Source organism: Streptomyces sp. JH14 (assembly GCF_029428675.1).
GTDB lineage: Bacteria > Actinomycetota > Actinomycetes > Streptomycetales > Streptomycetaceae > Streptomyces.
The window spans coordinates 4,402,283-4,422,622 of the sequence record NZ_JAJNEL010000001.1 but is presented as its reverse complement, the minus strand read 5'-3'; the positions used below and the strand labels follow the sequence as shown (position 1 = coordinate 4,422,622).

Sequence of the window (20,340 nt, the reverse complement as noted above, 5' to 3'; positions counted from 1 at the left end):
AGGGCGCCCCCAGGAGAACAGCTCCGGGGGCGCCCTCTGCGTTCATGCCGCTCAGTGGAAGAAGTGCCGCGTACCCGTGAAGTACATCGTCACGCCCGCCTTCTTCGCGGCCTCGACGACCAGCTCGTCACGGACCGAACCGCCGGGCTGGGCCACGGCCTTGATGCCGGCCGCGGTGAGGATCTCCAGGCCGTCCGGGAACGGGAAGAACGCGTCCGACGCAGCGTACGCACCGCGCGCACGCTCCTCGCCGGCCCGCTCGACGGCGAGCTTCGCGGAGTCGACGCGGTTGACCTGGCCCATGCCGACGCCGACCGAGGCGCCGCCCTTGGCGAGGAGGATCGCGTTGGACTTGACCGCGCGGCAGGCCTTCCAGGCGAAGGCGAGCTCGGCGAGCTCGTCCTCGGAAAGGGCCTCACCGGTGGCGAGGGTCCAGTTGGCCGGGTCGTCGCCGTCGGCCTGGAGCCGGTCGGTGACCTGGAGCAGCGCTCCGCCGTCGATCGGCTTGACCTCGACCGTGGAGGTCGGGGCGTCGGGGCAGCGCAGCACGCGAATGTTCTTCTTGCGGGCGAGGATCTCGACCGCGCCGTCCTCGTACGCCGGGGCGACGATGACCTCGGTGAAGATCTCCGCGACCTGCTCGGCCATGGCGACGGTCACCGGACGGTTGACGGCGATGACCCCGCCGAAGGCCGACAGCGGGTCGCAGGCATGGGCGTTGCGGTGCGCCTCGGCGACGTCGTCGGCGATCGCGATGCCGCACGGGTTGGCGTGCTTGATGATCGCGACGCACGGCTCGGCGTGGTCGTACGCGGCACGGCGCGCGGCGTCCGTGTCCGTGTAGTTGTTGTACGACATCTCCTTGCCGTGCAGCTGCTCCGCCTCGGCCAGGCCGCCGGTGCCGGAGGTGTAGAGCGCGGCGGGCTGGTGCGGGTTCTCGCCGTACCGCAGGACGTTGCTGCGCTCGTACGTCGCACCGAAGAAGTCGGGGAAGCCCGAGTCGTCGGCGGCGGCGTAGTCGTCCGCGAACCAGGAGGCGACGGCCACGTCGTACGCGGCGGTGTGCTGGAACGCCTCGGCGGCGAGCCGCTTGCGGGTGGTCAGGTCGAAGCCGCCTGCCTTCACCGCGGCGAGGACGTCGGCGTACCGCTCGGGGCTGGTGACGACGGCCACGGACGGGTGGTTCTTGGCCGCGGCGCGGACCATCGACGGGCCGCCGATGTCGATCTGCTCCACGCACTCGTCGTCGGAGGCGCCGGAGGCGACGGTCTCCTTGAACGGGTACAGGTTGACGACCACGAGGTCGAAGGGCTCGACACCCAGCTCGGCGAGCTGCTCGCGGTGGGCGTCCAGGCGCAGGTCGGCGAGGATGCCGGCGTGGACGCGGGGGTGCAGCGTCTTCACGCGGCCGTCGAGGCACTCGGGAAAGCCGGTGAGCTCCTCGACCTTGGTGACCGGCACACCGGCAGCGGCGATCTTCCCTGCGGTCGAGCCGGTCGAGACGAGCTCGACACCCGCCTCGTGCAGACCGCGGGCGAGGTCTTCGAGCCCCGTCTTGTCGTAGACACTGACCAGGGCGCGGCGGATGGGCTTATTCACCGACATGACCGAGATGAACCTTTCGTCCCTCAATGCGATAGCCGTTACGGGCGAGCCGCCCCACGACCTCGACGAGCAGCTTGCGCTCGACTTCCTTGATGCGTTCATGGAGAGCGGCTTCGCCCTCCGGCGTGTCCTCTTCGGTCACCTCGACCACGCCCTGCGCGATGATCGGACCGGTGTCGACGCCGTCGTCGACGAAGTGGACGGTGCACCCGGTGACCTTCGCGCCGTAGGCGAGGGCGTCACGCACCCCATGGGCACCGGGAAAGCTGGGGAGCAGGGCGGGGTGGGTGTTGACGAACCGGCCGCCGAACTCGGCGAGGAACCGCTTGCCCACGATCTTCATGAAGCCCGCGGACACCACCAGGTCCGGGTGGTGCGCGGCGGTGGCGGCGGCGAGGGCCGCGTCCCACTCCTCGCGGCTGGCGTAGTCCTTGACCTTGCAGACGAAGGTCGGCAGTCCGGCACGCTCCGCCCGCTCCAGACCGACGATGCCATCGCGGTCGGCGCCGACCGCGACGACCTGGGCGCCGAAGCCCGCGGGATCGTCGCCGATCGCGTCCAGCAGGGCTTGGAGGTTCGTACCGGAACCGGAGACCAGCACGACCAGACGGGCCGGAGCGGCGGCGGAGGGCGGGGACGGCGGGGAGGCCACGGCTGGGCCCTTTCTCGCGAGGTGAAGCCGAACGACGCTGTCGGTAGATCGCTCTTTGTGTGGTCGTACGAAAGAATCGCGCCCCTCGATACGGGGAACCCTACGAAGGGGCCGACCGTCAGCAACGATACCGGCACATCGGCCTACCCCCACAAGATGGGGGTGAAGGCCCGGTTCGGCGGAGAGATCCAAGGAAGACGACCGCAAGATCGAAGAGGTGAGCGGGCCGAGCGGAAGAGATCGGCCTCCGGCCCCGCACTCCCAGCTTTCGGCGCCTCCTGGCCGGGAGGTAGCGTCTGGGACAGCGAACCGTCCGTCTGGGCGGAAATGACGAGATGGGGAAGACGTTCACCATATGCCGGACCGACGCCGCCACACCGCCTTCCGCCATCCGCTGCCTGAGCGCGCCTCAATGCTGCTGAGGGAAAGCCGGTCGCCGACAGGCTCCTCTTCCTCGAATCCTTCGGGCTCCTCCGGCCAGGACGACAACCCGTTCGCCGCGCCGCCGGAGAACCGCCCGGACCAGCCGTGGCGTCCGCGCCACCCGTCCGGCGGCAGCGGGAACGGGAACGACGGCCCGGACGGAAGCGGTGACGGATCGCCCGAGGGCGGATCCTCCGACGACCGGCCCGTGTGGGGCAGCCAGTGGAGCAGCCACCAGCCGGGCCGCCAGAGCGGCGGCTTCGGCGGCCGGCCGGGCGGCCAGGGCGGTCCGAACGGCCCCGGGGGCCAGGGCGGCCCCGAGGGCAACCCCGGCGGGCTGCGCTGGGACCCGACCGACCCCGCCCAGCGCCGCGCCCGCTACGCGCTGCTCTCCGGCATGTGGGCCTTCTTCTTCGCGATCTTCGACTTCCCGGAGATCGCCCTGCTGCTCGGCGCACTCGCCGTGTACTGGTCGATCAGCTCGCTGCGCGCCAAGCCGAGGAGCGCGACCGCGACGGACGGCAACGCCGGGGCTGCCGCCTCTCCTTCCGCTTCCGCCGCCGGCCCCGCTTCCGGTTCCGCACCGGCCGGGGTTCCGGCTGCCGGAGCCCGGCCCGCCGCCCCGTACGCACAGGGCTCCGGCAGGCCGCAGACGACGGCCGCGGTCAGCGGCCTCGTCACGGCACTGCTCGCGCTCTCGATCGTCGCCATGACGTTCACGGTGCAACTGGTCTACCGCGACTACTACACCTGCGTGAACGACGCCCTCACCAAGTCCGGACAGCTGGCCTGCAACGACCTGCTGCCGAAGCCGCTGGAGCCGTTCTTCGGCGTCAGGAACTAGCACGCCCCGCTTCACGCCTTCACGCCTTCACGCCGTCGGACCGGCCTCCGGAGGCCGGTCCGACGGCGTTTCGGGGGCTTTGAGGAGCGGTTCCCGGACGGAGTCCCCGGCCGCTCGCGCGTGCCACGGATCGGTCGGCAGGAAGTCGTACGGTTCACTGCCCGCGTCCTTCTCGTACCGGGGGGCCCGGCCGGGCACGGGCCCCGCGGGCGGCAGAGGGGGCAGGGACGCCGGTACGGCCGCGGCCGCGGTTCCGGTCCCTCTTCCGGTTCCGGTGGCGGGGCCCGGCTCCGTCCCTGCGGGCTCGTCGTCGCGCCGACGCCTGCGCCACCACCGCCGGCCACGCGACGGCTGCTCCGGGACCTCCGCGTCCGCCTGGGCGGGGATCGCCGCCCAGGCGGCCACCGCCCCCTCGGCGCTGCCGCTGTCCCGCAGCCGCCAGGCCCTCAGCAGCAACGCCCCGGGCACCCCGAGCAGCGCGGTCCACGCCGTCGCCGCCGCCCCCGTGAGCCACCACACCGGCCCGAACTCCGCCAGCGCCCCGGTCCCCAGCGGACCACCCGCCGCCGCGGTCAGCACCGCCGTACCGACGCCGCATCCCACCGCCGCCAGGGCAGCCGTCAGCGCGGTCCCCCGCCGGCTCCACGCCGCCTCGTTCGGTACGTCACAGGCGGGCACCGCCCACCGTGCGGTGAACCAGGCGATCGCCACCCCGGCCGCGACCGGCACCGCCGCAGCCGCCCAGTTCGGGACCGTCCCGGGGCCGTGCGCCGGCACCGCGGCCAGCAGGGGGAAGTCCGGCACCGCCGGGCGCCCGGTGAGGGCGAGCGGGGTGGCCGTGGACGCCGTACCGAGCGCGAAGCCCGGCCCGAGCCCGTACGCCGCACCCCACATCGCCGCGTTCGGCACGAGCACCAGCGCGAGCAGCAGCACGGCGCACCGGCCCGCCCAGTCGCCGGCAAGCCCCAGGAACGACTCCTGAACCCGCTCGGCATGCCACACCAGCGCTGTCGCGACCAGCAGCGCGCCACCGCCCAGCAACACGGCGGTCCCGGCCGCGGCCGACCGGAACACCGCCTCCGCTCGCTCCGCGAGCCGGGGCCGTGCCAGCGCCTCGCGCAGCCGCCCTGGAGCCCAGGAGGGCGGCCCGACCGGGCGACCGGCCCCCGTCCACACCCCGGCAGCCACCGCCCCCGCCACCACCGGAACCAGCGGGAACAGGAGCGAGAACGGCCGCGCGGCCGTCGGGCCGCCCTTCGCGTAGAGCGCGACAACCGCCGCGACCAGCAGATACCCGCCCGTCACCAGGCAGAAGGCGCTTCCGGCGGAGGGCGCGGCGCGCCCCTCGTCGGGCTCCATCACATCGTGGGCCGCCCGGTGCACCAGCCACACCAGCACTGCGGTGAGGAGGAGGGGAATGATCCCGACAGGAGCGGGGGCGCCGCTCAGGGTGTCGGTTCTGACAAGATCGGCACCGTGGGCGAGGAGCCAGATCCCGGCCGCGGCGTTGAGCGCGCCGCCGGGACCGCTGTCGGGGGCCGGGGAGCTGATCCACACCGCCATGACGAGCACGGAGAGCGCGGCGAGCCCGAGCCCCGCGGCAAGCGCGCCCCGCAGAAAGGCGGAGACCAGCGCGGCGGACCGGCCCTGTTCCGTCGACAACAACGGGGTGCGTTCGGTCATTTGGGTCACACGGCCATGCTCCCAACGACACGCACTTATTCCGTGTAACGGGCGAATAGCCGCTGTGTCGCCCAATATACGCTTATGCACTTTTCGGCCCAGCGCAGCTCCGCCCGGGGGCCCGCATGACGCAGAGCGACACCGATGCGGACACCACCACTCCGCTGCCCTCCGTCCCCTCCGAACCCCCCGTCCCCCCGCTCCCCGGCCCCACGCCCGCCGAAGCGTTCGACGCGCTCTATACGCGTTCCGCCACCGCCCTCTTCCGGCAGACGTATCTGCTGACCGGACGCCGGAACCTCTCCAAGGAGGCCGTCGAGCGGGCCTTCGAACAGGCCTGGCAGCGCTGGCCCGAGGTCGCGGTGGACCGGGACCCGGTCGGCTGGGTGCGAGCCGTCGCATACGAGTACGCGATGTCGCCCTGGCACCGGCTGCGCCGCAACCACCGCCGCCCCGACCCTCAGCCGTCCGACGCCCCCGGCTCGCGGGCCCTGCTCGACGCGCTGCTCGGCCTGCCACCGGCGTACCGGCGCACCCTGGTGCTCTACGACGGTGTCGGCCTGGACCTGCCGGAGACCGCGGCGGAGACGGAGGCGAGCACCCCGGCGACGGCGGGCAGACTCATGACCGCTCGGGCCGCAATCGCCGAGCGGGTGCCCGAACTGGCGATCCCCGAGTCTCCCGACGGACAGTCCGCACTGCTGCACGAGCAGCTGGGCACGCTGGCGCTCGCCCAGCCCGTGGCCGCGATGATCACTCCCCGCGCGATCCGGACCGTGAGCGAGAACAAGGCGAGGCACTGGACGCGGGCGGCTATTGCGCTCGGCGCCGTGCTCATCGGCCTCACGGTGATCACCACGGTGACCGCTCCGGAGCACTACGAGACACCGCCGGCACCCGCCGAGCGGGTTGGGGGTGTGCCGCCCCGCGGCGGCCCGCAGGAGCTGACGCCGAAGGACCGCAAGGTGGAGAGGAAGCTCCGGGACGAGCTCGTCCACGGTCCCGCACGGCTCGTCCCGCAAGTGCGGTGACCGGCCCGGTACGGAAACGGCGCGGGCCCGCACCCCGTTTTCCCGGGGTGCGGGCCCGCGCCGTCTGTTGCGGTGACGCGATACAGCGGTTCAGCCGCGAAGCAGCTGTCAGGCGCCGAGGATCTCGCGCGCCAGCTTGGCGGTCTCGGTCGGCGTCTTGCCGACCTTGACGCCGGCGGCCTCGAGGGCCTCCTTCTTCGCCTGGGCGGTGCCGGAGGAACCGGAGACGATGGCGCCTGCGTGGCCCATGGTCTTGCCCTCGGGGGCGGTGAAGCCCGCGACGTAACCGACGACCGGCTTGGTGACGTTCTTCGCGATGAAGTCCGCCGCACGCTCCTCGGCGTCGCCGCCGATCTCGCCGATCATGACGATCAGGTCGGTGTCGGGGTCGGCCTCGAACGCCTCGAGGGCGTCGATGTGCGTGGTACCGATGACCGGGTCGCCACCGATGCCGACGGCGGACGAGAAGCCGATGTCACGGAGCTCGTACATCATCTGGTAGGTCAGCGTGCCGGACTTCGACACGAGACCGATGCGGCCGGGCTTGGTGATGTCGCCCGGGATGATGCCTGCGTTGGACTGGCCGGGGGTGATCAGACCGGGGCAGTTCGGGCCGATGATCCGGGTCTTGTTGCCCTTCGAGCCGGCGTACGCCCAGAAGGCTGCCGAGTCGTGGACGGCGATGCCCTCGGTGATCACGACGGCGAGGGGGATCTCGGCGTCGATCGCCTCGACGACGGCGGCCTTGGCGAAGGCCGGCGGCACGAAGAGGACGGACACGTTCGCGCCGGTCTTCTCCATCGCCTCGGCGACGGAGCCGAAGACCGGTACCTCGGTGCCGTCGAAGTCGACGGTCGTGCCGGCCTTGCGCGGGTTCACGCCGCCGACGATGTTGGTGCCGTCGGCGAGCATGAGCTTGGTGTGCTTCATGCCGGTGGCACCGGTCATCCCCTGGACGATGACCTTGCTGTCCTTGGTGAGGAAGATTGCCATGGTGTTGGAGTCCCTCGTCCCTTACTTCGCAGCCGCGGCGAGCTCGGCGGCCTTGTCGGCCGCGCCGTCCATGGTGTCCACACGCTGCACGAGCGGGTGGTTGGCGTCGGAAAGGATCTTGCGACCCAGCTCCGCGTTGTTGCCGTCGAGGCGCACGACGAGCGGCTTGGTGACCTCTTCGCCCTTCGACTTCAGGAGCGCAAGCGCCTGGACGATGCCGTTGGCGACCTCGTCGCACGCGGTGATGCCACCGAAGACGTTGACGAAGACGGACTTGACGTCCGGGTCGCCGAGGATGATCTCGAGGCCGTTCGCCATGACCTCGGCGGAGGCGCCGCCACCGATGTCGAGGAAGTTGGCGGGCTTCACGTTGCCGTGGTTCTCACCGGCGTACGCGACGACGTCCAGGGTCGACATGACCAGACCGGCACCGTTACCGATGATGCCGACCTCGCCGTCGAGCTTGACGTAGTTGAGGTTCTTGGCCTTGGCGGCGGCCTCGAGCGGGTTGGCCGCAGCCTTGTCCTCGAGGGCCTCGTGGCCGGGCTGACGGAAGTCGGCGTTCTCGTCGAGAGACACCTTGCCGTCCAGCGCCAGGATGTCGCCGGAGGCGACCTTGGCGAGCGGGTTGACCTCGACGAGGAGCGCGTCCTCGGCGACGAAGGTGTCCCACAGCGTCACCATGACCTCGGCGACCTTCTCGGCCACCTCGGCCGGGAACTTCGCCTGGGCGACGATCTCGCGGGCCTTCTCGATCGTGACTCCGGCGTTGGAGTCGACCGGGACCTTCGCGAGGGCCTCGGGGGTCTTCTCCGCGACCTCCTCGATGTCCATGCCGCCCTGCACCGAGGCCATGGCCAGGAAGGTGCGGTTGGTGCGGTCGAGGAGGTACGAGACGTAGTACTCCTCAAGAATCTCCGGCGCGGTCTCGGCGATCATCACCTTGTGGACCGTGTGGCCCTTGATGTCCATGCCGAGGATGTCGGTCGCACGGGCGACCGCCTCGTCGGGGGTGGCGGCCAGCTTGACGCCGCCGGCCTTGCCGCGGCCGCCGACCTTCACCTGCGCCTTGACGACGGACTTGCCGCCCAGCCGCTCGGTCGCCTCGCGGGCTGCCTCAGGCGTGTCAATGACTTCACCGGCCAGCACCGGTACACCGTGCTTGGCGAAGAGGTCCCTCGCCTGGTACTCGAACAGGTCCACGCGCGTCCGTCCCTTTTCAGTGGTCTCGCGGTTCGTTTTCAGCGTGGGCGTGCCGCGAGGGGCAACGTGACTGCACTGTCACAAGGAAGGCGCACACGGTCACCGAGTACGCGGCATGTCCATCCCGCAGGTTATCCCCGAGCCCGGCAGGACCATAAATCGCAGCTCACACCTGGGCGGTGATTACAGTCACAGACTGTGCTGCCGGGCGCGTCGCGGCACTGCGCCGCCCCTGTGCGCGGGCCGGGCCCCTCACCGAAGCGTCTCCTTGTCCGGTATCGGCAGAGGCCGCTTCTCGAGCGCCGCCGCCATCACCTCCGGGAAGAGGTCCGGGGTGCACGCGAACGCCGGTGCGCCCAGTGCGCCGAGCGCCGCCGCGTGATCACGGTCATAGGCGGGCGCGCCCTCGTCGGAGAGGGCGAGCAGCGTCACGAACTGCACCCCCGAGGCCTTCATCGCGGCAGCCCGCTTCAGCATCTCGTTGCGGATGCCGCCCTCGTAGAGGTCGCTGATGAGGACGACCACGGTTTCGGCCGGGCGGGTGATCCTTGTCTGGCAGTACGCGAGTGCCCGATTGATGTCGGTGCCCCCGCCGAGCTGGGTGCCGAAGAGCACGTCGACGGGGTCGTCGAGCTGGTCCGTGAGGTCGACGACGGCCGTGTCGAAGACGACGAGTCTGGTCCGCAGGGTCCGCATGGAGGCGAGGACCGCGCCGAAGACGGAGGCGTAGACGACGGAGGCGGCCATCGATCCCGACTGGTCGATGCAGAGGATGACGTCCTTCTTCACTGCCTGCGCGGCCCGCCCGTAACCGATGAGCCGTTCGGGGACGACCGTGCCGGCTCCGTCCCCGCCGGGCAGCGGCAGGTAGTTCTTGAGGTTGGCCCGGATGGTGCGGTCCCAGTCGATGTCACGGTGGCGAGGCCTGTTGACCTTCGCCGAGCGGTCGAGCGCACCGGTCAGCGTGGCCCTCGTGCGGGTGGCGAGCCGTTTCTCCAGATCGTCGACGACCTTGCGCACGACGGCTCGCGCCGTCTCCTTCGTCGTCTCGGGCATGGCCTTGTTGAGCGAGAGCAGCGTTCCGACGAGATGGACGTCCGCCTCGACGGCCTCCAGCATCTCCGGCTCCAGCAGCAGCGCGGAGAGACCGAGCCGGTCGATCGCGTCACGCTGCATGACCTGGACGACGGAGCTGGGGAAGTACGTACGGATGTCGCCGAGCCAGCGGGCGACGGACGGGGCGGAGCCGCCGAGTCCGGCCGAGCGGTCGCTCCCGCCCCGGCCGCCGGGCCTGCCCCCGCCGCCGTACAGCGCGTTCAGCGCGCCGTCCATCGCGGCGTCCCGGCCGGCGAGGGTGCAGCCGGTGCTCTCGGCGCTGTCCCCGCCCAGCACCAGGCGCCAGCGCCGCAGCCGCTCGTCGTCCGCCGTGTCCGTGTGCGTGGCCGTCGTCATCCTGTTGCCCCCAGCTCTTCCATGGCGTGGCCGGCTGTGTCCGCGCCCTCGGTCTCCAGCCCCAGCAGCAGCCGCAGCACCGGCGCCACCGCATCCGCCCGTTCGTCGTCGAGGCCGGGGCCGAAGCCGGGGGCCGTCGTTCCCCCCGTGGTTCCGGCCGGGCCTCCTGTGGCCGGGCCGCGGCGTACGAGCTCGCCCAGCGTGCGCCGTACGCCCGGTTCGTAGGACGAGAAGGTGCGGCGCAACAGCGGCAGCACGTCGGTGAACGTGTCGGCAGGGACGCCGGCCAGCCAGGCGTCGACCAGGCCGAGCAGCCGCTCGTCGTGGACGAGGAGCATGCCGCCCCCGCCGACGAACCCCTCGATCCAGGCCGCCGCGTCGGCCGGGAGTGTGCCGGGCGACAGGGCGAGGCCCATCAGCCGCGCCGCGTCGTCCTCCTCGATCCGCCCCTCGTCGAGCAGCAGTCGGGCCGCCCGGCCCCGGATGACACCCGCGACGGTGTCCCGGGCGGCCAGTTTGTGCAGCACTGCCGTCCAGCGTTCACGGATCCCGTCCGCCGGTACGGTGCCGGCGAGCAGCCCGATCGCGGCGTGGACCCCGTCCACCTGGCGGCGCAGTCCGTCGGCGCCGTCGGTGTCGAGGCCGGTGCACGCGGGTGGCAGTCCGACGCAGATCCGCTCGGCGAGCCCGGCCGCGACCTCGCCGAGCGCCGCGGTGTCCGTCGACCGCACGTCCCCGTACCTCAGGGTGCGGGCCAGGGCGGGCAGCGCGTCGGCGAGGTGGCCCACGTCGGCGTCGAGCGCGGCCCGGTCGGCAAGGGCCCGCATCACCACGGGCAGCGCGTCGGGCAGTTCGGCGAGGAGGCAGCGCTCGGCGAGCGCGGTGACCTCGGCGAGCGCGGTCGCCGATACGGCCTCCGCTTCGGCCTTGGCGGTCGCGGCGGTGAGGACCGTGGTGCCCCAGACCCCGGCCTCCGCGACCTGTACGTGCTGCTCGGGCTCCCAGCGCAGCCGCCAGCTCTCCCGGAATGTGCCGGTGCTCCCCCGGCCGGCGGCCGGTTCGCCCCAGCCGACGGCGAGGAGCCGCAGCCGGTGCAGCAGGCGGCTGCGGGCCGCGTCGGTGTCCTTGCGGAGGTCGAGCTCCAGCTCGCGCTCCAGCGCTTCCGGCTTGAGCCGCAGCGTGCGCTGGAGCCGGGTGAGATCGCGCTGCAGCGGCACGGCGGGGGCGCTGTCCGGTACCTCTCCGAGCGTCTCGCCGACGACGAGCCGGTCCCGTACGAGCGCGAGCGGCACATCGGAGCCCTCGCACATGACGGCCCGGATCGCGTCGGTCGTCTCGCTCAGCCCTGCGAGCGGGCGTCCGCGTAGGGCGGCGAGGGCCCGGGCGAGCCGGACGGCCTCGATGACATGGGCGGACGACACGAACCTGTCCTCGTCACGCAGCAGTCCGGCAACCTTGGTCATCCACCGCTCGAGCGGACGGTCGGGGGCGCCGAAGAGGTGTCCGTACCAGCCGGGCGAGTCGATCCCCGCCCCGTAACCGCTGTGCCGGGCGAGCCGCCGATGCGTCCAGGGCACCCAGGTCGTCTCGGTCTTGACCTTGGGCATTCCCTTGAGGAGGGCCCTGTCGGCCGTGACCGTCGTCCTCGCTCCGAGCGCGGGCACATGCCAGGCCCCGCAGACGACGGCGATGTCGTCCCCGAACTCCTTGCGGGCGGCGCGCAGCTGGATACGCATGTACGCCTCACGGACGGTGTCGCGGGGGTGCCCGCCGTCCCCGTACACCTCGCGCAGGGCTGTCATCGCCTCGCCGAGCGCGGCGAACGGGGCGCGGGGGTCGGCGACCTGACCGTCCGGTGTGCGGTGCTCGACGACGTCCTCCCACCAGCGCTCGGGGTCGTCGTACCCGGCGGCCTCGGCGAGGACCGCGATCGGGTCGACCGCGGACGCGGCCACGACCGGGGCGGATGCGTCGTCGCCCGCCTGCCCCCGGCCCCGGTCGCCGTGGTCCGTGTCCGCGGGCGGGGAGTCCGTCATGGCCAGGGAGTGGGCCGCGGGCAGGTCGATGAAGCGGACCGGCACGTCATGGCGCAGTGCCCAGCGGATCGCGACCCATTCCGGCGAGAAGACGGCGAACGGCCAGAACGCCGCCCGGCCCGGGTCGTCCACCGCGTGGGCGAGCAGCGCGACCGGTGGCCGCATCCGCTCGTCGGCGGCGAGCGGCAGCAGTGCGTCCCCCTCGGGGGGTCCCTCGATGAGAACGGCCCGCGGGCGCGCGGCGTCCAGCGCGGCGCGGACCGCGCGGGCGGATCCGGGGCCGTGGTGCCGGACCCCGAGGAGCAGCGGGCCGGCGGCGGGCTGGGCGCCGCTCATGCGGAGACCTCGCGGCAGGCACGGTAGAAGTCCTTCCAGCCGTCCCGCTCACGGACCACGGTCTCCAGATACTCCTGCCAGATCACGCGGTCGGCCGCCGGATCACGGACGACCGCACCGAGGATGCCGGCCGCGACGTCACCGGGGCGCAGCACCCCGTCGCCGAAGTGGGCGGCGAGCGCAAGGCCGTTGGTGACGACGGAGATGGCCTCGGCCGTCGACAGCGTGCCCGACGGGGACTTGAGCTTGGTGCGGCCGTCGGTCGTGACGCCGTCGCGCAGTTCGCGGAAGACCGTGACCACCCGGCGGATCTCGGCCATGCCGTCGGGCGACGGCGGGAGGTCGAGCGAACGCCCGATCTGGTCCACACGCCGGGACACGATGTCGACCTCCGCTTCGGGCGTGGCGGGCAGCGGCAGCACGACCGTGTTGAACCGGCGGCGCAGGGCGCTGGACAGCTCGTTGACCCCGCGGTCGCGGTCATTGGCCGTTGCGATGACGTTGAAGCCGCGAACGGCCTGGACCTCCTGTCCCAGTTCGGGGAGGGGAAGCGTCTTCTCCGACAGGATCGTGATGAGCGAGTCCTGCACGTCGGCGGGAATACGGGTGAGTTCCTCGATCCGCGCGGTCATGCCCTGGGACATCGCGCGCATCAGCGGACTGGGCACCAGCGCGTCACGGCTGGGGCCGTGCGCCAGCAGCTGCGCGTAGTTCCACCCGTACCGCACGGCTTCCTCGGGTGTGCCCGCCGTGCCCTGGACGAGCAGCGTCGAGTCGCCGCTGACGGCGGCCGCGAGATGCTCGGAGACCCAGGTCTTGGCGGTGCCGGGGACGCCGAGGAGCAGCAGGGCGCGGTCGGTGGCGAGCGTCGTCACGGCGACCTCGACGAGACGGCGCGGGCCCACGTACTTGGGTGTGATCACCGCTCCGCCCGGAAGCACGCCGCCGAGCAGATAGGTGGCCACCGCCCACGGCGACAGTTTCCAACGCTCGGGCCGCGGCCGGTCGTCGGCGGCCGCGAGTGCCTTCAACTCGTCGGCGAAGGCGTCCTCCGCATGCGGGCGCAGAGCCTCTGCGCCGACGTCGGCAGTGGTTTCGGACACGGTCATGGATCCCCCTCCAGATCAGTCGACCTGATGTGGTTCCCACCGTGCACCACGCCACTGACAATCGTCCGTCTCCGCAGGTCGGGGCCGATTGTCAGTGCCGCGTCCTACCGTCGTCGGCATGCTGCTATCTCACGGGGGAGAACCCTCGCGCACCGCTGCTCCGGCGGCGCGCTGGACGGTGGAGCAGGTCCTGGCCCTGGCTCCTGACGCATCGTCACGCAAGGCGGGCGGCAGGCTCGGTTCGGCCGGACCGTGGTCCGGCGCGGGCTGTGACGGGTCGGGCGCGGTATGGGGGCTGTGCAAGGGAAGCGGAAGCAAGCCGTATCAGACGGTGGTCGACACGACGGGCCCCGCATACAAGTGCAGTTGTCCCAGCCGGAAGTTCCCGTGCAAGCACGCGCTGGGCCTGCTGCTGCTCTGGGCGTCGGACGAGTCGGTGCTCGGGTCGGCGGAGGTGCCCGACTGGGCCGGGGAGTGGCTCGACGGCCGTCGCAGACGGGCAGCGCAGAAGACGGGGACGGAAGGCGGCGGTTCGAGTGCGGGCGGTGCGAGTGCCGGCCCGGCCGACCCGGAGGCCGCCCGGCGGCGCGCCGAGCGCCGGGCCGAGCGGATCACCGGCGGCGCGCAGGAGCTGGAGCAGCGGCTGACGGATCTGCTGCGCGGCGGTCTGGCGTCGGCCGATCAGTCGGGGTACGGGCTGTGGGAGGAGACGGCGGCCCGCATGGTCGACGCCCAGGCGCCGGGGCTGGCGGGCCGGGTCCGGGAGTTGGGGGCGATCCCGGCGTCGGGCCCCGGCTGGCCGGGGCGGCTGCTGGAGGAGTGCGCCCTGCTGCATCTGCTGGACAGCGCGTGGCTGCGCATCGACCGGCTGCCGGCCCCGCTGGCGGCGACGGTCCGTGCGCGGGTGGGGCTGACGGCCCCTGCCGACGGCCCCCCGGTCCGCGACCACTGGCTGGTCCTCGCCCAGTACGACACCCCGGACGGCAAGCTCGTCACACGCCGGATCTGGCTGTACGGCAGGGACTCGGGCCGGACGGCACTGCTGCTGTCCTTCGGGGCGGCCGGGCGCTCGCCCGGTCAGGCCCTGCCGGTGGGCGTCACGATCGACGCCGAGCTCACGCCGTACCGGGGGGCCGGGCAGCTCCGGGCGGAGCTGGGCGGGCAGTTCGGCGCGCCGTCACCGGCCGGCACTCCCCCGCCGGGCTGCACGGCAACGGCCGCGGTCGCCGCGTACGGGCACGCCCTGCAAGACGACCCATGGCTGGAGTCCTGGCCGGTCACCCTGCGCGCGGTGATACCGGTGCCGTCGGGCGACGGCTGGCAACTGGCGGACGCGCTGGACGGCACGGCCCTGCCCGTCGCCCCGGCCGCGCTGTCCCGGCCGGGCCTCTGGAAGCTCGTGGCGCTCTCCGGCGGCGCGCCGCTCACCGTCTTCGGCGAATGCGGCCACCGCGGCTTCGACCCGCTCGCGGCCTGGGCGGCCGACAACTCCGACGACGGTGCGGCCGAGACCGTGCCGCTCATCTGACCCTGGAGGAGGACCGATGCTCCGCACACGTACGACGTTCGGCACCACCGCACCGTGGGAAGAGCTCGTCACATCGGCGCTGCTCGGCACCGACCGCCGGCCGCCCGGGACGGGGGCCGGGGCCGGGGCCGGGCCGGTCGCGCTGCTGGACGCGGCGGCGCTGCACACGGTGCGACGCAGAGCCGGGCTGCTGCCCGCGGCCGCGGCCGCCCGGCCCGGGACTGCGCCCGCCGACCCTCGGCCGCCACTGCCGCCCGCTGCCCGGCGCAGGCTCGCACAGCTGCTGGCCGACCGGTCGGCGCCGGCCGGTGCGGGCGGCCGGCGCGGAACGGCTCCCGATCTCACGGAGCTGATCCCGCAGTGGCTGGCCGCCGCCAATCTGCGCGGCTACCGGGCCCCGGCCGCACTGCTGCCGGGGCTGCTGGACGCGGCCCGGGCACGTACCGACCTGCGGCCGCAGGCCCTGGCGTTCGCCGGGCCGCGCGGGCTGTGGCTGGCCGGGCTGAACCCCGAGTGGAAGTTCGCCCTGCGCGGCTCGTCCGGCGGCTCGCCGCTGCCCGACGTGACCGGCCCCGAGGCGGTGCGCCGGCTGTGGGAGGAAGGCCTGTTCGCCGAGCGCGTCGCCCTGCTCGGGGCCGTACGGGCGCATGATCCGGCCGACGCGCTCGCACTGCTGACCAGTACGTGGTCCACGGAGCGTGCCGAGGACCGGCTGATGTTCCTGGACTCGTTGCGCGCCGGGCTGTCCGCCGCGGACGAACCCTTCCTGGAGCAGGCCCTCGCCGACCGCAGCCGCAATGTGCGCGCGACGGCCGCCGAGTTGCTGTCCGCGCTGCCGGAGTCGGCGCTGGCGGGACGGATGGCGGCCCGCGCGTCGTCGTGCGTGGGCCCTGACCTGACAGCCGGCGCCGCGTCCGTCGCCGTGGAGGCGCCGCACGAGTGCGATGCCGCGATGCAGCGCGACGGTGTGGTGGCGGTGCCACCGTCCGGCCGGGGCGAACGGTCGTGGTGGCTGGGCCAGTTGGTCGAGGCGACTCCGCTGTCCACCTGGTCCGGGCGGTTCGGCGGCCGTACGGCGCGAGAGATCGTCGCCCTGCCCGTCGCCGACGGATGGGCCGAGGAACTGCACGCGGCCTGGTGCCGGGCAGCGGTACGGCAGCGCGACCGTGAATGGGCCCGCGCACTGCTGGGCGCCCCCTCGCTCCCCCCGTCGAACAGCCCCGGTACGGCGTCGCTCGCCGAGCGGTCGAAACTCCTCGCGACGCTGCCCGGGGCGGAACGGGCCGCGTGGGTGGCCGGCTTCGTCGCCGCGCACGGTCTGTCGGAGGCGTTCCAGCTTCTGGGTGTCTGCCCGGTCCCCTGGGCGGAGCCGCTCGGCAGATCGGTTGTCGACGCGCTCGACATCGCCCGCGACGCGGGCAGTTACCCGTGGAGTTTCAGCGGCGTCATGGGGCTGGCCGAGCGCTGCCTGAACCCGGCGGAGGCGAACCGCCTGGAGGTCCTGACGACCACCCCGGACGAGCCGGAAGGGGCGTCACCGGGCGCGGCCGGCTACTGGTCGGAGGCGTTCCGCCGCCTGGTCTCCACGCTGCGGCTGCGCGCGACGATGGACGCGGAGCTGATACCGGAAGCGGGGTGACAGGGCGACGGCGCCGTGTCCTCGGTCTCCGGACGGGCTCGGTCGCCCACCGGTCCGGAGGGCGGGGACACCGGCCGTCGAGGACGCGGGGGGGGGCCGGGCGGGGGACACCGCCGGCGGAGAACGCGGGCGGCCGGCGACACGGACGTCATCGCCCCTGCGTGGCGCGGCACGGCGCGCAGGGGGGACGTCCGCCCGCCGGCGTCGGTTCCGCCGGGATCGGGCTTCCCTGGATCAGGCGTCGCCCGGAATCAGGCTTCCGCAGGCTGGCGCACGTTCGCGTTGACCCAGTCGACGATCGATGCCGTCGTCGCACCCGGGGTGAAGATCGCTGCGACACCCTGTTCCTTCAGCGGTTCGATGTCCGCCTCCGGAATGATGCCGCCGCCGAACACCTTGATGTCCTCCGCGTCGCGGTCCTTGAGCAGCTCGATCACCTTGGCGAAGAGCGTGTTGTGGGCGCCGGAAAGGATCGAGAGGCCGATCGCGTCGGCGTCCTCCTGGATCGCGGTGTCCACGATCTGCTCGGGCGTCTGGTGGAGCCCGGTGTAGATGACCTCCATACCGGCGTCGCGCAGCGCCCTCGCGATCACCTTGGCGCCGCGGTCATGGCCGTCGAGGCCCGGCTTGGCCACCACCACTCGGATCGGACCGGTCACACCCATCACTGCCTCCACATGCGTCTCCCGTGCCTGAAGGGCCGGGGATGTGAACGAACGTTATCGACAGCATCCCGCAACGCGCCGTTTCGCGGTGGACCGGGAGGGGGAAATCACACCTGGGACATGTTCGCCAGGCGCCCTGCCGCATCACGGGCCACACCCGCCGCGCGGGACGGACGCCAGGGGAGCCGCTACGAGGTGGCTGTACCACCGCGCCGCCAGCCGCACGGCACGGCACGGCGGTACAGCTCGTCGGCCCAGGCCCGACCAGCCCGGACCCACACCTCTGTCACGGCGCCCCTGAGGGCATACGGGGACCGGAGCCGCCTCCTCGTGCGCCAAGCAGGAGGTCGGCCATGAAGGTCATGAAGGTCCTGCCTTTCCTCTCACCGCTGCTGCTGCGGCCATGTCTGCGCCGCACCTGGCTTTCATCGGCACTGCTCAGAGCCACCGCACTGGAGCTGATCGTCCTCGCCGGGCATGTGCTCCTCTACCCCGCAGGCATCACCAGCGAGCGACGGGACCCTTCGCACCCGTCCGAACCGTCCCCCGAACCGGCCGGCACGCCGGTCCTCCCCGTCGAGAGCCCCGACCGGCCGCCCGTGGTGCTGCTCCACGGCTTCATCGACAACCGCTCCGTGTTCGTCCTGCTCCGCCGCTCCCTCGCCCGGCACGGCTGGCACCATCTGGAGTCGCTCAACTACTCGCCGCTGACGTGCGACATCCGTACGGCCGCCGAGCTGCTCGGCCGCCACATCGAGGAGATCTGCGCCCGCACGGGACACCATGAGGTCGACATCGTCGGGCACAGCCTCGGCGGCCTGATCGCCCGTTACTACGTGCAGCGACTCGGCGGTGACCGGCGGGTCCGCACCCTGGTCACCCTCGGTACCCCGCACGGCGGCACGTCCGTCGCCCCGATGGCCAGCGCGCATCCGATCGTGCGCCAGATGCGCAGCGGCTCGGCCCCGATCGAGGAGCTGCGCCGGCCCGCGCCCGGCTGCCGGACCCGGTTCGTGAGCTTCTGGAGCGAGCTGGACCAGGTGATCATCCCTGCCGAGGCGGCCTGCATCGACCATCCGGACCTCGATGCGCAGAACGTACGCGTCAGCGGGATCGGCCACCTTGCACTGCCGGTCCACCCGGCGGTCGCCGCCGGGATCCGTGAGGCGCTCGAGTCCCCGGGAGCAACCTCCGGACTCGCTTCCGGTACCGCCTCGGTGGCCTGAGCGAGGCCCGCCCCTCCCCCGGGCAAGGCCCGCCCCTCGCCCTGGAGGCATCCGCCCCTGGTGACCCGGAAGTACCGGAGCCCTCACGCACAAGGTCGCCACGCCACGATGAGGCGGGTCCGTCACCCCCCGTCCCCGCCCGAGCAGGCCCGTAAATAGAACGCACTTCGAACATAGAGCCAAGGCTGTGTGCACAGTCCGCCGAAAGGCGGCCGATTGCCCGTTTCCTGAGCGGTCGGAGCCTGACGAAGATTGTCGCCGTCGCATACCGGCGGGTACAGTCGCGGCCACTGCTTTCCCCTGGGACCCCCTCCGGGCGCCCGGGCCCCAGGTCCTGCTGCCGAGGCGAGAGAGAAGTTGGTGAACGACCAGCACCCCTACGCCGGGTATGTCGGTGACGACAGCCACTCCACGGGCAGCTTCGACAACGACCCGCTCTTCGGCTCTCTCCCGGGCAGTTACGACGGCACGTACGACACCGCCGGGTACCACAGCGGCTACGACGCCGGACAGGCCGGATACAACGGTCCGTACGACTCCTCCCAGTGGGACGCGGGCGTGCAGCAGACCGTCTCGTACGACGCGTATGCCGCGTACGGGACCGAGCAGCCGCAGTACGACACCACAGCGACCTGGATGCCGGATGCCGCGGGCATCCCCGCGCAGGCCGGCGCCCCGGACACGTCGGGCCAGTGGGATACGGCCGACTGGCACCAGAACGGCCAGTGGGCGACGGCCGCCTACGACACCGGCGCGTACGACGCCACGGCCTGGAACACGGGCGCCACGCCCGACCACGAACAGCACGCCGCACACACCGTGCACGGCATGCAGGAGTCGTACGTACCCGAACAGAGCGCCCATGAGGTGTACGAGGCGCACGAGCCGTACGAGTCGTACGGGGACCAGGGTTCCTACGATCCGTACCGCACCGCCGAGTTCAGCGTCACCGACACCGGTCCCGACACCGCCGACAGGGACGCCGACACCGGCGGGGACACCGACAGCGACGACGGTGCCCACCCCCAGGCCGACGACGCCCCGGACATGGACCAGGCGACCGACCGCACCGCCGCCGACATCCCGCGCCCCGCAACCCGCCCCAGCACCCGTGGCGGCAGCCGCAGCCGGCGGCGCACCCCTGCGAAGCGTTCCGCGCTCCTCACCGTCGCCGTCCCGTCCGCCTGCGTGATGAGCGTCGCCGGTATCGCCGCCGCCTCCGTCAGCGGGCTCGGCAGCGGGGAGGACAAGGCGGACGACACGCTGTCGATGGCGGCCGCCGACCCCGGCACCGTCAAGCCGGTCGCCGCCAACAACAAGCTGGACACCCAGCTCGCCAACCTCAGCGCCGACGCGGAGAACTTCGCCGACCGCGCCAGCCGCACCCAGGAGCGCATCGACCTGAAGGAGCGGCAGGCGGCCGAGAAGAAGAAGCGCGAGGAAGAGGCCGCGCGCAAGGAGGCGCTGCGCCCCAAGTTCCTCCTGCCGATCACGCAGCACGGCCTCAGCGCCTACTTCGGCCAGGCGGGCGTCAACTGGATGTCCGTGCACACGGGCATCGACTTCCCCGTCTCGTACGGCACTCCGGTGATGGCCGCGACGGACGGCACGATCCGCACCCAGTGGAACAACGCCTACGGGAACATGGCCATCGTCACCATGGCCGACGGCACCGAGACCTGGTACTGCCACCTCAGCAGCACCAAGCTCCGCTCGGGCCCGGTCAAGGCCGGCGACGTCATCGCGTACTCCGGCAACTCCGGCAACTCCACCGGCCCGCACATGCACTTCGAGGTGCGGCCCGGCGGCGGGGCGGCCATAGACCCGCTGCCCTGGCTCCGCAGCCACGGCCTCGACCCCACCTGAGCGACCTGAGCAGCGCGGGCGCGGCGACGCCGCCGCGCCCGCCCCCGCC

Annotated in this window: 14 protein-coding genes and 1 pseudogene; 6 read left to right on the top strand and 9 right to left on the bottom strand. The window is 72.6% G+C overall.

What is annotated here, in order from left to right; genetic code table 11:
• Positions 1-51: 51 nt before the first annotated feature.
• On the bottom strand, positions 52-1,605 hold the full coding sequence (gene purH, locus LRD69_RS20055) for a bifunctional phosphoribosylaminoimidazolecarboxamide formyltransferase/IMP cyclohydrolase (protein ID WP_277327925.1): 1,554 nt from the start codon (positions 1,603-1,605) through the stop codon (positions 52-54).
• Positions 1,592-2,257, bottom strand: a complete 666-nt coding sequence (gene purN, locus LRD69_RS20050) for a phosphoribosylglycinamide formyltransferase (protein WP_277327924.1) — start codon at positions 2,255-2,257, stop codon at positions 1,592-1,594. The genes purH and purN overlap by 14 nt, the downstream gene beginning before the upstream one ends.
• A gap of 355 nt (positions 2,258-2,612) precedes the next feature.
• Between purN and LRD69_RS20045 the strand changes: the two genes are divergently transcribed.
• The gene (locus tag LRD69_RS20045) at positions 2,613-3,524 is read left to right on the top strand and encodes a hypothetical protein (protein WP_277327923.1); all 912 of its coding nucleotides are present in this window, start codon (positions 2,613-2,615) and stop codon (positions 3,522-3,524) included.
• A 27-nt stretch (positions 3,525-3,551) separates the two neighbouring features.
• On the opposite strand, the gene LRD69_RS20040 is transcribed toward LRD69_RS20045, so the two are convergent.
• Positions 3,552-5,207 carry a DUF6350 family protein gene (locus LRD69_RS20040; RefSeq protein ID WP_277329803.1) on the bottom strand — a complete coding sequence of 552 codons (1,656 nt, stop codon included), beginning with the start codon at positions 5,205-5,207 and terminating at the stop codon, positions 3,552-3,554.
• A 212-nt stretch (positions 5,208-5,419) separates the two neighbouring features.
• Here LRD69_RS20040 and LRD69_RS20035 point away from each other — a divergent pair.
• A pseudogene (locus LRD69_RS20035) lies at positions 5,420-6,238 on the top strand (hypothetical protein); the annotation flags it as partial.
• Between the two features lie 108 nt (positions 6,239-6,346).
• Here the strand turns inward: LRD69_RS20035 and sucD are convergent.
• The 5 genes from sucD to LRD69_RS20010 all read right to left on the bottom strand — a co-directional run bounded on the left by sucD (position 6,347) and on the right by LRD69_RS20010 (position 13,367).
• On the bottom strand, positions 6,347-7,231 hold the full coding sequence (gene sucD, locus LRD69_RS20030) for a succinate--CoA ligase subunit alpha (RefSeq protein ID WP_277327922.1): 885 nt from the start codon (positions 7,229-7,231) through the stop codon (positions 6,347-6,349).
• 21 nt (positions 7,232-7,252) lie between these two features.
• Positions 7,253-8,434: an ADP-forming succinate--CoA ligase subunit beta gene (gene sucC, locus LRD69_RS20025; RefSeq protein ID WP_030914421.1), complete on the bottom strand. Its 1,182-nt coding sequence runs from the start codon at positions 8,432-8,434 to the stop codon at positions 7,253-7,255.
• 252 nt (positions 8,435-8,686) lie between these two features.
• A complete protein-coding gene (locus LRD69_RS20020; RefSeq protein ID WP_277327921.1) occupies positions 8,687-9,886 on the bottom strand; it encodes a VWA domain-containing protein in 1,200 nt (399 codons plus the stop codon).
• The gene (locus LRD69_RS20015; RefSeq protein WP_277327920.1) at positions 9,883-12,258 is read right to left on the bottom strand and encodes a DUF5682 family protein; all 2,376 of its coding nucleotides are present in this window, start codon (positions 12,256-12,258) and stop codon (positions 9,883-9,885) included. Before LRD69_RS20015 ends, LRD69_RS20020 begins: the two co-directional genes overlap by 4 nt.
• Positions 12,255-13,367, bottom strand: coding sequence for an AAA family ATPase (locus LRD69_RS20010; protein WP_277327919.1), 1,113 nt, complete (start codon positions 13,365-13,367; stop codon positions 12,255-12,257). Before LRD69_RS20010 ends, LRD69_RS20015 begins: the two co-directional genes overlap by 4 nt.
• Positions 13,368-13,485: 118 nt before the next feature.
• On the opposite strand from LRD69_RS20010, the gene LRD69_RS20005 reads away from it, so the two are divergent.
• Both LRD69_RS20005 and LRD69_RS20000 read left to right on the top strand, forming a co-directional pair.
• Positions 13,486-14,895 (top strand): SWIM zinc finger family protein, encoded by a 1,410-nt coding sequence (locus LRD69_RS20005; protein WP_277327918.1) that lies wholly within the window; start codon positions 13,486-13,488, stop codon positions 14,893-14,895.
• A 16-nt stretch (positions 14,896-14,911) separates the two neighbouring features.
• Positions 14,912-16,534 carry a DUF5691 domain-containing protein gene (locus LRD69_RS20000; RefSeq protein ID WP_277327917.1) on the top strand — a complete coding sequence of 541 codons (1,623 nt, stop codon included), beginning with the start codon at positions 14,912-14,914 and terminating at the stop codon, positions 16,532-16,534.
• Positions 16,535-16,785: 251 nt separating this feature from the next.
• Here LRD69_RS20000 and LRD69_RS19995 read toward each other — a convergent pair whose 3' ends face one another.
• The gene (locus LRD69_RS19995) at positions 16,786-17,199 is read right to left on the bottom strand and encodes a cobalamin B12-binding domain-containing protein (protein ID WP_277327916.1); all 414 of its coding nucleotides are present in this window, start codon (positions 17,197-17,199) and stop codon (positions 16,786-16,788) included.
• Positions 17,200-17,561: 362 nt separating this feature from the next.
• Between LRD69_RS19995 and LRD69_RS19990 the strand changes: the two genes are divergently transcribed.
• Positions 17,562-18,425: an alpha/beta fold hydrolase gene (locus LRD69_RS19990; RefSeq protein WP_277329802.1), complete on the top strand. Its 864-nt coding sequence runs from the start codon at positions 17,562-17,564 to the stop codon at positions 18,423-18,425.
• A 360-nt stretch (positions 18,426-18,785) separates the two neighbouring features.
• The gene (locus LRD69_RS19985; protein ID WP_277327915.1) at positions 18,786-20,291 is read left to right on the top strand and encodes a M23 family metallopeptidase; all 1,506 of its coding nucleotides are present in this window, start codon (positions 18,786-18,788) and stop codon (positions 20,289-20,291) included.
• The last annotated feature ends 49 nt before the right edge of the window (positions 20,292-20,340 follow it).